The 13,298-nt window shown below is 55.6% G+C and carries 7 protein-coding genes; 3 read left to right on the top strand and 4 right to left on the bottom strand.

Annotated elements, in window-relative coordinates; genetic code table 11:
* Positions 1-209 precede the first annotated feature (209 nt).
* The 3 genes from IQ241_RS14540 to IQ241_RS14530 form a co-directional block, all read right to left on the bottom strand.
* Positions 210-3,170 (bottom strand): Ig-like domain-containing protein, encoded by a 2,961-nt coding sequence (locus IQ241_RS14540; protein ID WP_193908405.1) that lies wholly within the window; start codon positions 3,168-3,170, stop codon positions 210-212.
* Between the two features lie 253 nt (positions 3,171-3,423).
* Positions 3,424-3,795 carry a hypothetical protein gene (locus tag IQ241_RS14535; RefSeq protein WP_193908403.1) on the bottom strand — a complete coding sequence of 124 codons (372 nt, stop codon included), beginning with the start codon at positions 3,793-3,795 and terminating at the stop codon, positions 3,424-3,426.
* Positions 3,796-3,939: 144 nt separating this feature from the next.
* Complete coding sequence (locus tag IQ241_RS14530) at positions 3,940-4,827, bottom strand: phytanoyl-CoA dioxygenase family protein (protein ID WP_193908401.1); 888 nt, start codon at positions 4,825-4,827, stop codon at positions 3,940-3,942.
* 557 nt (positions 4,828-5,384) lie between these two features.
* Here IQ241_RS14530 and IQ241_RS14525 point away from each other — a divergent pair.
* A complete protein-coding gene (locus IQ241_RS14525) occupies positions 5,385-7,574 on the top strand; it encodes a S8 family peptidase (RefSeq protein ID WP_228021732.1) in 2,190 nt (729 codons plus the stop codon).
* A gap of 147 nt (positions 7,575-7,721) precedes the next feature.
* Positions 7,722-11,315 (top strand): tetratricopeptide repeat protein, encoded by a 3,594-nt coding sequence (locus tag IQ241_RS14520; protein ID WP_193908399.1) that lies wholly within the window; start codon positions 7,722-7,724, stop codon positions 11,313-11,315.
* A gap of 538 nt (positions 11,316-11,853) precedes the next feature.
* On the opposite strand, the gene IQ241_RS14515 is transcribed toward IQ241_RS14520, so the two are convergent.
* Positions 11,854-12,783 carry a DUF4351 domain-containing protein gene (locus IQ241_RS14515; protein WP_193908483.1) on the bottom strand — a complete coding sequence of 310 codons (930 nt, stop codon included), beginning with the start codon at positions 12,781-12,783 and terminating at the stop codon, positions 11,854-11,856.
* Positions 12,784-12,904: 121 nt separating this feature from the next.
* Here IQ241_RS14515 and IQ241_RS14510 point away from each other — a divergent pair, with 121 nt between their 5' ends.
* Positions 12,905-13,219, top strand: coding sequence for a hypothetical protein (locus IQ241_RS14510; protein ID WP_193908397.1), 315 nt, complete (start codon positions 12,905-12,907; stop codon positions 13,217-13,219).
* Positions 13,220-13,298: the final 79 nt, after the last annotated feature.

Here is a 13,298-nt window from a genome sequence, read left to right as displayed (position 1 = left end):
ACTTCTACCGGCTAGCCCAAAAGGAAAACCGCAAGGCGCTCAACCGGATGGCGCAGCTCGGGATGTCGGATAGCTACCGCTTTGAAGATAGAAAACGACCGGGACATCCCCTGTCTATTTTTCCATTCATGCAACAAAGCCAGCTGGAGTTGTAAATCGGGGGTCAAGGGGGACGCGATCGCGTCCCCCTCGACTAGGCCCCATGGCAACTAGACGGTGACAAAGCTAGTTTCAGTCAGGCTAGAAGCGTTGACGCCTTGAAGCACCGCTAGGGTTTCATCCTCAAAAAGGATGCTGCTCCCTTCAAAGGTCAAAGCACCTAAGCTCAGGCCGTCAGCCAGCCCGATTAGATCTCTGCCCAATTCAAAATCTAGAATTAAGTCGGTGCCCTCACCCGCGGCTAGGACAAAGGTGTCGCTACCGCTGCCGCCGGAGAAGTTATCGCCGACGAGCCGATCGTTGCCGAGGCCACCGCGCAGCAGGTCGTCGCCGTCGTCACCCCAGATGGCGTCATCGCCAGCCTCGCCGAACAAAGTATCATTGCCGGACTTGCCGCCGATACGATCATTGCCCGCACCGCCAAAGATGATGTCGTTACCGCCCGGTTCGCCCACCTGGGCGCTGCGGGAATTGCGATCGCCCCTGATCACATCGTCACCGGCCCCACCCAGGATGGTGTCATCCCCAAGGGCACCGGCGATTAGGTCATTTAGGGCCACCTCAATAAAAGCGCTGCCTGAAGCCGTTGCACGGTTGCTGTTCACATCGGAAGCCGTTACGGTCACCTGACTCGTCTGAGTCAGCAGCTGACCCTCAAGGGTATCTGCATCTGCGGTACCTACCGTAGTCGCTCCAGGGTTCGGCAGCATCGCTTGGTACGTGCCGATCACTGACTCTCCAGCGGCAATCGTTGTGCCAATTAAACTGGCTAAGCCAGCAATACTGAAAGCGCTGTCCCCAATTTCGTCTAGGGTAACGGCGACCGCACCCGTGTTGGTAATTTCAGTTTGAAAGGTGACCAAGCCTCCTGCGACTGCGGCTTCGCGATTGGCAAAAAGGCCATCCCCATCGGCATCAACCCGCTGCTGAACGTCGATAGTGGGTTCACCCTTAGCGTCAGGGAGAACTGAGACAGCAACAGTTCCCATATCCGTCAGGTCGCCGTCGCTGACCGTATAGGTGAAGCGATCGTCGCCACGGAAACCCGCATTCGGGGTATAGGTCACGGTGCCATCGCCGTTAATCGCAGCGCTGCCATTGGCTGCCTCACCGACAGCGGTAACGCTCAAAGCGTCCCCATCGGCATCGGTATCGTTGTCGAGTACGTCAATGGCTACTGCGGTATCTACTGCGGTGCTGACCTGATCGTTTACCGCAACGGGAGCGTCATTGACCGCGCCGACGCTGACAGAAACCGTGGCTGTATCGGTGAGCGCACCATCGCTGACTTCATAGGTAAAGCGATCGCTACCGTTAAAGTTAGGGTTAGGCCTATAGGTAAAGCTGCCGTCGCTGCTAAAGCTGAGGTCGCCATTGCTGACGCCGCTGAGGAGGGTCGCGCTGAGGGGATCTCTGTCGGGGTCGCTATCGTTGGTCAGCACATTCTCGCTGACTGCCTCATCTTCATTGGTGGTGAAGGCATCATCGACCGCTAAAGGCGCATTGTTGTCCTGACCCGGACCGGAACCCTGACCAAAGACGATGTAGCTTCTACCTTCCTGGCCGCCAGCGTTGGGGTTAGCCGTAATCAGATCGTCTATCCCATCGTTATTGAAGTCTCCAATGCCGCTCACGACGCGACCCGGAAAGCTCGGAGGGTCTCTAAAAACAAAGAAGCCGTTATCGCCGTTCAGGTCGGCAAGATTAAAGCGACCGCCGCTGCCGATGTCGCTGCGGCCATAGATAACGTAGCTGCCATTATCATTGGTCGAACCCACGATGAGGTCATCAACGCCGTCTTTGTTGATGTCCCCAGCCCCGCTGGCCGTTTTGCCTGAACCGGTAAAGCTGCGGATTCCATTGATGACAAACCCATTGCTGCCGTTCAAGTTAGCCAGCTCGATGCTGCCGCTGCTGCCGACATCAGGGTTGCCAAATACCACGTAGCTCTGGCCAGCGCCGCTAACTCCATTGGGGTCAGCGGAGGGAGAGGTAACAATGATGTCCTCTATGCCGTCATTGTTGATATCGCCAATGCCGCTAACTGTTTCGCCTGCGGGATTATTGCGGCTAAAGCCGTTGAGGACAAACCCGTTGCCGCCGTTCAAGTTAGCCAGCTCAAGGCTACCGCTGCTGCCGACGTTGGGGCCGCCAAAGACGACATAGCTCTCGCCCGCGTTCGCGACATCATTGGGATCGGCCCCCGGGGCACCCATAATCAGGTCATCGAAGCCGTCACCGTTGACATCCCCAGCCCCGCTGACCGATCTGCCGGAACGGTCAGCAAACTGGTCGATGCCATTGATGGCAAACCCGTTGCTGCCATCTAGATTCGCTAGGTTAAAGCTACCGTCGCTGCCAATCCCACTGCCGCCAAGGAGGACGAAGCTTTGACCAGAGCTAAAGCCGTTGGGGCTCGCTTCAGGAGCGCCGATAATCAGATCGCCAATGCCGTCGCCATTGACATCGCCAGCACTGCTAACCGAGAGCCCTGAGCGGTCATTGTTATCAACCCCGAAAATAACAAAGCCATTGCCGCCATCGAGATTCGCCAGGTCGAGGCTACCGCCAAAGCCCTGGTTAGGGCCGCCATAAACGACGTAGCTCTCACCCGCAAAGGGGAGAGCGTCAGCATTGGGAGCGCCGATGATGACATCATCAAAACCGTCGTTGTTGAAGTCTCCCGCTTCGCTAACTGAAAAGCCAGATAGGTCACGAGCATCAATGCCGTTTAGAACAAAGCCATTATTGCCGTTCAGGGAAGCAAGGTCAAAGCTGCCGCTGCTGCCTACGCCAGCACCTCCGAATATCACATAGCTCTCACCCGCAACGCTGGTACCGTTGGGATCGGCGGAGGGAGCCCCAATGATGATATCGGCGATACCGTCTCCATTGAAATCTCCTGCGTCGCTGGCTGAGAAACCTAAGTTATCACCCAGGTCAATGCCATTGATGGTAAAGCCGTTGCTGCCGTCCAGATTGTCTAAGTTGAAAGATGCCGAAAAAGCCATAGTTTATAACTCATCGTAAAGTTGCGATTATTGGCAGTGATGACCGCCTCCAACCTATATTTCTTGATGAGCTAGACTTATTCACGGCTAGCGGTTCCGGGCATGAAACGTTCGCCGCGCGATCGCGGCTGCCAGAGTCGCTAGGAGAGGGCTATCGACGCAAATTTGCCGGAACCCCCAGGCTCCAGCGGCCTGTATCAGTCCCGGCACAGCGGAAAATTAAACGTTGATTTTAGACTTTAATCAGTGGAACTTAGAAGGCGCAGAACTCGATTGCGCTGTAGTCAATGCTGGATTCTACATAGATGTAGTAATCGCCAGAGGCTGGAATGTAGTAGTTGATCTGACCTTCTGATGCTCGTTGGCCACTGAGGTTTCCGGTTGGCCCAGAAACATAAATAGCATATTGAGTACCGCCGCCGGTATTGCGAGAGGTTAAAGTTTGGCCTCTACCGAGGCCCAGAACGAACTCTCTACCGCCCGAAAAGTCTCCTGAATAGGAGCCGCAATAGCTGCCCGAGGGAAACTGAATGCGGGTTGCCGCTTTTGCCATTGGATTGGGTGCGGCGATGATCGCACTAAAAGACAGCAGCAGTGTTGTTGCAGCCAGAACGGGTTTTTGCATCGTTTCCCCCAAATTGTTGTCAAACTCCTACATCACTGTATATCACGTCCTGGCCGGTCAACTGCAGCCGCGTAATGAAAATTTGCGCTCCCTTGAGGTCAAATCGCACTTGCTGACAAACAATGCCTCGAATTTTACCGAACTTTAAAAGTAAGTACAGCCCAGTCGATAATGTAGGTGAGGGGGGAGGGCCTGCTTAAGAACATCCAGCCGGTCCGCCCTAAGGGCTCGGCGACAGCTCTCCTTCTGGGTGGGCCAGCGACTGACAAAAGAGTAAAACATGGCAAAGCGATCGCGCTGGGGAATAGTGCCGTGGTGAAAGACGCGGGCGAGGTCAGCCAGGATTAGAGTACCGGCCTTGCCGGTGCAGGTTTGCCAGCGCGCCTGCGGAACGATGGGTTTAAGCACCGCATCCGTCACTTTATAGTCGATTGCCGCAAACTGGGCGTAGGGTGGCGAGTCGGCTGGCTCAAGATATTCAAAGGGGCCGCCGCTGCTATCGACATCGTGGAGGTAGACAATCATCCTCAGTAGGCGATGGTCTTCACCGTCGTAGTGCCAGTATCGGGTGCCAATCTGGGCCTGGGAAAACGTTTGAGCGGCGGCAAAGTCTCGTCGAAACGAGTAGGCCGTGCAGCAGGCAGGAACCTGTAGGTAAGCATCGGCAATCCGCATTAGGCTAGGCTGAAACCCCCAGCTAAAGACAGCCGGAAAGCGGTTAGCAATGTCGAGGGGGCTGGCCGCTGTCGTATGGCTGAGGCAAGAGCGCTGCTGACTGGCATCGGTGGGCATCGTTGGCCGAGCGGCAAGCTGAGCACAGAGCTGCTCGGCCTGATAGCCCATCATCGGATTGAGCGGCAGGTCTAGCCGATCAATAGGGGTGACGGCCACCCCAGTTTGGTTAAGCTGATTGACCAGGCTCTGCTCGGTCGGTTGGAGCTGAGGCAAGCACCTACGATAGCTTAAGCGGCTGAGTTGATAGGCAAACTTTGCCGACCCTTTGCGGTAGGCTCGAGTCACTAATGGGGGCATAAGTTTTCACGGACAAGTAGATTAAGTGGGGTTACGAAAGTTAAAAAAATGGGAATTGTTCTCCGGTGAGCATCGGAGACTCAACCCGCTCCAAAAGCCCTCATCTAGGACTGGTTCTTGTGGACTGAAAGCCAAGGGCAAGGCTGGGATAAAAAAACCTGGATAGCCTGGTTGATGCTGTTTCTAAATTTTGGTAGCTAGCCCTAATTTACTCAGAGTTAACTCCCAAAAGTAGCTTATAGACGACTCTTCTTTCTCTGTTCACGGCTGCTCTACAGAATCTTCAATATCTACAATAGTCGGCTCTTTATCCTGTCATAATTTTTCCATCGCTTTCCATCCGCCCTAGTTAAACAGACCTATGTCATAGGAGGAGTAGCTGATGCCCTCTCTACTGTAGGACTGTAGTTCTCGCTTGGCTGAACTTATTCAGTTGGACCAGTGGCGCAGCCCTGCGAATGGGGAGCGAGATCCGCGATCGCGCCTGACCCGGTGAATAAGTTCCCAAGCTGTAGAAAAATAGAGCTATAAACTCACTTTCTGAGGAGTCCATCTCTATGCTGAAGCGCTTACTGCCCTGGTCTCTGCTGACTGTCGGATGCCTGGTGGGGCTGATTGACCTGGTGCGCTATCCCCTTGATCGCACCGTGGCGATGGCCCAGACTGCTGCCGATGAGGGTGATCTGTACTACACCTTTTACGATCAGCGGATTCCTCTGGTCGAGCGGACGAACCAGATCGCGGTTGAATTTAGCCCAAACCCATCGCTGACGCGCGGCGAACAGGAACCCGCCTATCTGCGGCTGCAGCGGGATCTGCAAGCGGCCACTCAGGGCACCCGCGGCGGTCTGCACGATCAGCCCGCGGCGGGGGTTGAAGTGCGGCCCCTGGGCAATCGCTATGCGCTGATTGAACTGCCTGAGGGCACCCGCAGCCCGGCAGCGCGGCTAGGACCGCAGCTAGAGCAGCCCTACATCGCCGCAACGCTGCCGGTGCTGAGCCGACCGGAGGCGGAGGACTCGATTGTGGTGACGCCGGAAATTGTGGTCAGCTTTGAGCCGAATACGACAGAAGGGCAGGCGCGATCGCTCATAGCTCAGTACAACCTGGAGCTGATCCGGCCCCTGCGCTTCACCGAGGGCCGCTATCTGGTTCGGGGGCGCAATATAGCAGGAGAGGCCGTCCTAGACGCGGCCAACCAGCTGACGGCGGTACCGGGCATTCAGTCGGCGACGCCGAACTTTGTCCAGTCGCTGCCCTACCGGGTGGCGGTGCCCGATGTGTTAGGGGCGGAGCCAGCGGCGGAGATTGACTTGCAGCAGGTGCTCAGCGGCTCCGCTGAGACGACCCCATACCCGGGCTCGCTGCTGCCGCTGCAGTGGCACCTGAATAGCCAGCCGCTGCGGCCTCGGCCCTATCGGCGCACCGATATCCGCGCGGTGGAAGCCTGGGAGCAGGGTCACAGCGGTGAGGAGGTGGTGGTAGCGGTAATCGATAGCCTGATCCAGTGGGACCATCCTGACCTGGCGAATACGGTTTATACGCTGCCAGCGACGGTTGAAGATCCTCTGCCGGGCGAAGTCAGCGGCTGGGATTTCTCTAATACCGATCTCACCTGCGCCAAAGGCGACCCCGACAGCTGCACCCTGGGCGACCCGGACACCCGCATCAGCAATGCCGAGCTGGATTTTGTCCGGCCTTATTTTCAAAATTCTTTTGTGCTCTCAGACGCTGCTCTGCTGGCGGCCTATCCCCGACGAGACCAAAATCTGCAAGACAGATATCCCAATGCCACAGCAGAGCAGCGGGCCGATGCCCTCCGCCGTACTTTTCAAAGCTATGCTTCGAGCCAGTTTCATGGCACTTGGACGGCTGGCGTGATTGCGGCCCAGCCGCAAAATGGTCAGGGCATCGTCGGGGTTGCCCCCGAGGCTGAATTTTTACCCGTGCGGGTATTTGGCCTGGGCGGCGAGATTACTCCGGCGGCCCTGATTGAAGCAGTGGGCTATGCGGCAGCCCGGGAGGTGGATGTGATTAACCTCAGCCTGGGCTCGCTGCTGCCGAACTGGGGGCTAACCGATCAGATGTTTGCCGTGCTCGACCGGCATCCTGATCTGGTGATTGTCGCTTCTGCGGGTAACGATAGCCTGGATGGCGTGGGCTTCCCGGCGGCGATACCGGGGGTGATTGCGGTGGGGGCGACGAATCTGGAGGGCAATCGCACTGCCTACAGCAGCTATGGGGCCGGGCTAGATCTGGTGGCTCCTGGAGGTGAAGTCGCCCGACGGCTGAGGGAAGGCATTTTAACGACGGGCGGTACCTGGGTAGAGGGCTTTTGGACTGGCATCGCTCGGCCTGAGGAACCCTGGGGGCTGGCGCTGGACCCGATAGGGCAGTATGTGAGCGTCCAGGGGACGTCTTTTTCGGCCCCGGCGGTTTCGGGCGTCTTGGCGCTGATGAAGGGGCAGGACCCAGACCGCCAGCTCAGTCGCGAGCAGCTGACGACGATTTTGCAAGAGACGGCGAGCTATGCCCCGCTCACCCTGACTCAGGCGGACGCCAATCAATATCGGGTCCAGGCCGAGGTTGGCTTTGGCACGACACTAGCGATTCCTACGGTGAGGCCTTCTGGTATTGAGGGCGAGCTAGACCCGATTTCGCCGGAGGCTTATTACTACGGTCGCGGGCTGGTGAATGCGACGGCTGCGGTGGAAGCAGTGGCGATGGCGGTTGAGAAGTTTAGGTAAAGAGGATTGAGTTTAGGGGAGGCTGGATGTCATAGTGACGGTGGGTTAGCGCCCGCCTGATTTGAGCGGAAAATAATGTAGGTTGCCTACCGATGGCTCTGAAGTAGGCAATGTTGGTTTGTAGACCTCGGTTTAGTGTCTAGGAAAATGATCAAATCGTTTGGACTGTCGCTGGCTGCACTGCTATCGGTGCTGACGGCTGAGGCGGGTTATGCTGCCCAGCGGATGGTAGAGGGTGAACGGCTTCTGAGTTTAGAACAGCGGCAGCAGTGGCAGCCTGAATTACTAGGAAGTGATGAAATAGGCCACAGCTGGAAACTAGAGTTTCGCTCTGCTGAGTTTAGTAACGCCATCAGCCGCTTATCTCGTCAGAAACAAGCACCTGATGAGCAACTTCAAATTCCATTCGAGCAGAATGGAGTTTTGGAAGAGGGAGATCATAGTACCGATAGTGGCGCTTTATTCGATACATACATCTTTGAAGGAAGCGCAGGGCAAATCGTTTCTATAACTTTGGAAAGCGAGGAATTCGATACATTATTGTTTTTGTTAAATAGCGATAATGAGCTAATTGCCAGAAACGATGACAGTGGTGAAAGTAGCAATTCGAAGCTCACGGTAATTTTACCAGAGGCAGGACGCTATATTATAGGAGCAGCAGCCCCTCCTGGGCAAGCTGGCAGTTATCAGCTCACTGCTCAAATCGGGACTGAGACAGATCTTAGACAGACAGAGGCAGCCCAGCTAAACCAGCAGGGTGTAGCCGCCTATAATCGTTCGGACTATCCAGAAGCCCTGGACTACTATCAACAAGCTCTGGCTATCCGTCAAGAAATCGGTGACCGCCGTGGCGAAGGCACAACCCTCAACAACATTGGCAATGTCTACTCCATTATAGGGGACTATAACCAGGCGCTCGACTACTACCAGCAGGCTCTGGCCATCCGTCAAGAAATTAGCCATCTTCGTGGCGAAGGCATAACCCTCAACAATATTGGCTTTATCTACTCTAGTTTAGGGAACTATAGTCAAGCCCTGGACTACTACCAACAAGCCTTAACCATTAATCAAAGAATCGGTAACCGCAGCCTCGAAGGCACAAACCTCAACAACATTGCTAGAATCTATGATAAATTTAGTGACTATAGCCAAGCTCTCGATTACTATCAACAAGCCCTAAGCATCCGTCAAGAAATTGGCGATCTTCGTGGCGAAGGCACAACCCTCAATAATATTGGCAATGTCTACTCTAGTTTAGGGGACTATAGTCAGGCCCTTAAATACTTCCGGCAAGCCTTAACTATCGTTCAGGAAATCGGCTACCAAAGAGGTGAAGGTTCAACCCTCAACAATATTGGCTCTATCTATGATAGTCTAGGAGACTATAGCCAGGCGCTCGACTACTACCAACAAGCCTTAAACATTAGTCAAAGAATCGGCTACCAAAGAGGCGAAGGCACAACCCTCAACAATATTGGCTCTATCTATGATAGTCTAGGAGACTATAGCCAGGCGCTCGACTACTACCAACAAGCCTTAAACATTAGTCAGGAAATCGGTGACCGCAGCGGCGAAGGTACGATATTCAGCAATATTGGGAACATCTACTCCAATCTAGGGGATGACAGCCAAGCCCTCGACTACTACCAACAAGCCTTAAACATCAGTCAGGAAATCGGCAACCGTAGCGGTGAAAGCACAACCCTCAACAGCATTGGCATTGTCTACTCCAATCTAGGGGATGACAGCCAAGCCCTCGACTACTACCAACAAGCCTTAAACATCAGTCAGGAAATCGGTGACCGCAGCGGTGAAAGCATAACCCTCAACAATATTGGCATTGTCTACTCCAATCTAGGGGACGATAGCCAAGCCCTCGGCTACTACCAACAAGCCCTAGCCATTAGTCAGGAAATCGGTGACCGCAGCGGCGAAGGTACTAAGCTCAACAACATTGGCAGCATCTACTATAGCCTAGGTGACTATAGCCAGGCTCTCGACTATTATGAAAAAGCCTTACCTATCCTTCAAGAGGTTGGCGACCGTAGTACAAGTGCCATTACGTTAGGCAACATTAGCCAGGTTCTATCCAATCAACAGCAGCCGGAACTCGCCATAGTCTTCCTGAAGCAGTCCGTCAACACCTACGAATCTATTCGCGATGGCATCCGCACCCTTGATTCCGACCTTCAGAGTACCTATGCTGAATCGATATCTGACACCTACCGCACTCTCGCCGACCTGCTGCTCCAGCAAGACCGCATCCTCGAAGCCCAGCGCGTCCTCGACCTGCTCAAAGTGCAAGAGCTCGATGACTACCTGCAAACCGTCCGCGGCAATGCTGAAACCGCCAGCGGCGTCGAATACTTGCAGCCCGAGCAAACCATCCTCGCCCGCTACCAGGCTGCTCAGGAACCCGCGATCGAGTTGGGCCAGGAGCTCGCCACCCTCAACGCTAAGAGAGAAAATGGCACCCTCACCGAAGAAGAAGAAGCCCGCCGCGTGGAACTGATTGACCTGCAAAGAGAGCTAGCGACTCAGTTCAACGACTTCGTCGCCAGCGCCGACATCCAGGCCCTGCTCGACCAGCTCAGCCGCCCTGAGCTGACTCAGGCGGTCAACCTGGAAGACCTCTCCGGCCTGCGCGATAAACTGGCCAACCTCAATGCTGCCCTGCTCTACCCGCTGATTCTAGATGACCGCATCGAGCTAGTCATCACCACCGCCACCTCAGAACCCCTGCGCCGCACCGTCGAAGGCGTCGGGCGGGCCGAGCTGAATGCCGCCATCACCGAGTTTCGTCAGGCCCTGCAAAACCCAACTAGCGATGCCACAGCTCCGGCCCAGCAGCTTTATGCCTGGCTGATAGAGCCGCTCGAAGCCGACCTCGCCGCTGCCGGGGTTGACACGATCATCTACTCCCCCGACGGAGCGCTGCGCTACATACCCCTAGCCGCCCTGCACGACGGCAACCAGTGGCTGGCCGAGCGCTTTCGCGTCAACAACATCACTGCCCGCTCGCTGACCAAGCTCGACACGCTGCCGCAGAATGACCCCCGGGTCCTAGCCGGAGCCTTTGTCACCGGCGAATATGCCGTCCTGGGAACCAGCTACAGCGGCCTGCCCTTTGCCGGTCAAGAGGTCGAGCTGCTGAGTGATACCCTCTCGAACATCACGTCTTTCTTCGACACCGACTTTAATCTAGAAACGGTCGAGAATGAGATTGCCAGCTTCAACATCCTGCACTTTGCCACCCATGCCGCCTTTGTGCCCGGCGACCCCAGCGAGTCGTTTATTCTCTTTGGCAATGGCGAAACCCAAAACCTGAGAGATATCGCCAGCTGGCAGCTAGCAAACGTGGACCTGGTCGTCCTCAGCGCCTGCGAGACCGGGCTGGGCGGCTTTGATAACAACGGTGAGCAGATTCTGGGGCTGGGCTATCAGTTCCAAAGCCGGGGCGCAAAGGCGGTGGTCTCCTCGCTGTGGCAGGTGGATGATGGTGGCACCCAGGCGCTGATGAATGCCTTCTACATCGCCCTAAGTAACGGCCATGCCAAGTCTGAGGCGCTGCGGCTAGCCCAGCAGGCGCTGATTGCAAACGACCTGACAATGGTCGGCGCGCCGCGAGGGGCGGGCATACAGGTGCTCGATACGGAGACGGGGGAGCCGAGGATTCAGGCGGGCAGCCTGAATCATCCTTACTATTGGGCGCCGTTTATTCTGATTGGCAATGGGCTGTAGTGGGTGGCGCGCCCCCGCGCCGGGTTGAAAACCCGGCGCTAATTGAGAGCAAGTCCGCTGAAGGGACTGGGGGTGGATGGATGGGTGGCAGCCGCTGCGTTGGCTTTAACCCCTTTTAGTGGGTTTGCACTGGTTAGCCCCGTCATTTTAATGCGGGGCGGTGTTGGGCAGGGTTGCAGCAGGGTTGCTCAGCCCTAGCGCATCCCTACCACTGAGCACCGTTTATTCTGATCGGCAATGGCCTGTAGGGTTGGGATGGGTGGCGCGACCCCGCGCCGGGTTGAAAACCCAGCGCTGATGGAGGGAAGTCCGCTGAAGGGACTGGGAGTGGCTGGATGGTTCGCAACCGTTGCGTTGGCTTTAACCCCTTTAGCGGGTTTGAACTGGTTAGCCCCGTCATTTTAATGCGGGGCGGGGTTTAATGCGGGGCGGGGTTAAGGGTGTTGCAGCATGATGGCTCAGCCTTGGCATCCACAAAATTTAGGACTCCTGCACCTCACGTATCCTATTGCTCAGGAAAGCGCACTCCCCTAATGCCCTATGATGCTTCCAATTCGTCGAGCCAGCCCGCTAGCTCATCTAAGCTGCTCAACGTCGGCAGACGGTCGGTCAACTGCTCAATTTGGGCTTCGGTCAGCCCTCTGATTCTGGCTTCGACTGCTGGCGACGGCGTCCCGACTATCCGGCTCAACAGCCGCAGTAAAAGCCTCAGCTCACCTTCTCGGCGGCCCCGCTCTAGGCCCTGCTCAATGCCCCTTTCCATCCAGCTGGTTACAATCTCCATCACCTGCTCCTGTGCTGCCGGTTCAATTTGACCTACTTCTAGGGTAAACGCTGTCTCCTCCTCTGGCGTCAGTTTCAGATAAGTATCGACGAACCCAGAAATCAGCTGCATCCGAGCCGGGTCTAGCCTTAGCGTGACCAAAAGACGCAGACATTCTGCCTTGACTCGGGGACGCTCTGCTGGGGCAATCTGCATCTTGGCCATCAGGGCAGTGGCGACCGGGTTGGGCTGGCTGAGAAAGTCGCGCCAGTGCAGCTGGTTGAGCTGAATCACCCGGTAGCTGAAGCTGAGGACGGCGAAGTCTGGGAACGCAACTGTGAACTCGCTAGGGGCGGGTGCTCTGGGCTGGTCGTAGGAAAAGACGACGATGGGATAGACGGGATAGTCATACTTTTCGTAGAGCCGGGCGAAGTAGCGAAACATCCGCTTGCCGAACTCGGCCTGGGCAGTCGCCTGATTCTCGACATGAATCAGAAAGAAGGAAGGCTGACCCTGGAACTGCACCTGGGCGAGCAGGTCGGTTTCGTAGCGGCTACCTGCGGTGACGTCGGTGAAGACTTCTTTGTCAAGGAAGGTGACGGACTCGGGTTCGAGGTACTGCATCATCTCTGGCAGAAACAGGGCCAGAAATTCGACGAAGAAGGTCGAGAGCAGCTCTTTGAATAAGCGATCGTGGTCGATAATGGCCATAAGCAGAAGCGCTGGGGCTTTAACTACTCCTTTTTCATAAAATTTACATAAACCTGAATAACTTCGCCCCACCTAGCACTATATGCTAATTGCATTACAGGACTGGAGTATATCTATGCGTGATCTGGCAAAGCTGGTGGGCTTGACTGCCTTTACGGTGCTGAGCGCAGGTCAGCGACCAGGGGCATCGCAACCATACGCGACTAACTACTCCGGAGAGATAACGCAGCCCCAGCTAGATAATCACACCCCGCCTGTACTGCTAGAGATAGAAGAGGTTTTGGAAGAAAGAGATACCATTCTTGAAGATAGGAGTCTTTATATTGATACGCTTTTAGTTTTTCGAGGCAAGCAGGGCGATGAAACTGCTAGGAACGATAGTGGGAGTGCGTCATCATTTAGCGAGAGAAAAACCACTATAGAGGAGTAGGACGCAGAGAATAGATGCCATGACCCCCGAGCAAAACCAGCAGCTGCAAGCTCATGTCAGCGAAATTGCCAAGCTCCTG

Source organism: Vasconcelosia minhoensis LEGE 07310, assembly GCF_015207255.1.
In the GTDB taxonomy this organism is placed as follows: Bacteria; Cyanobacteriota; Cyanobacteriia; order Phormidesmidales; family Phormidesmidaceae; genus Vasconcelosia; species Vasconcelosia minhoensis.
This window is presented reverse-complemented; position numbering and strand designations above follow the sequence as displayed.

What these genes read in the sequence shown, in the direction of transcription:
- IQ241_RS14510 (WP_193908397.1), top strand. Translation starts at nt 12,905, where the DNA reads ATGCGTGATCTGGCAAAGCTGGTGGGCTTGACTGCCTTTACGGTGCTG.
- IQ241_RS14535 (WP_193908403.1), bottom strand. Translation starts at nt 3,795, where the DNA reads ATGCAAAAACCCGTTCTGGCTGCAACAACACTGCTGCTGTCTTTTAGT.
- IQ241_RS14525 (WP_228021732.1), top strand. Translation starts at nt 5,385, where the DNA reads ATGCTGAAGCGCTTACTGCCCTGGTCTCTGCTGACTGTCGGATGCCTG.
- IQ241_RS14520 (WP_193908399.1), top strand. Translation starts at nt 7,722, where the DNA reads ATGATCAAATCGTTTGGACTGTCGCTGGCTGCACTGCTATCGGTGCTG.
- IQ241_RS14530 (WP_193908401.1), bottom strand. Translation starts at nt 4,827, where the DNA reads ATGCCCCCATTAGTGACTCGAGCCTACCGCAAAGGGTCGGCAAAGTTT.
- IQ241_RS14540 (WP_193908405.1), bottom strand. Translation starts at nt 3,170, where the DNA reads ATGGCTTTTTCGGCATCTTTCAACTTAGACAATCTGGACGGCAGCAAC.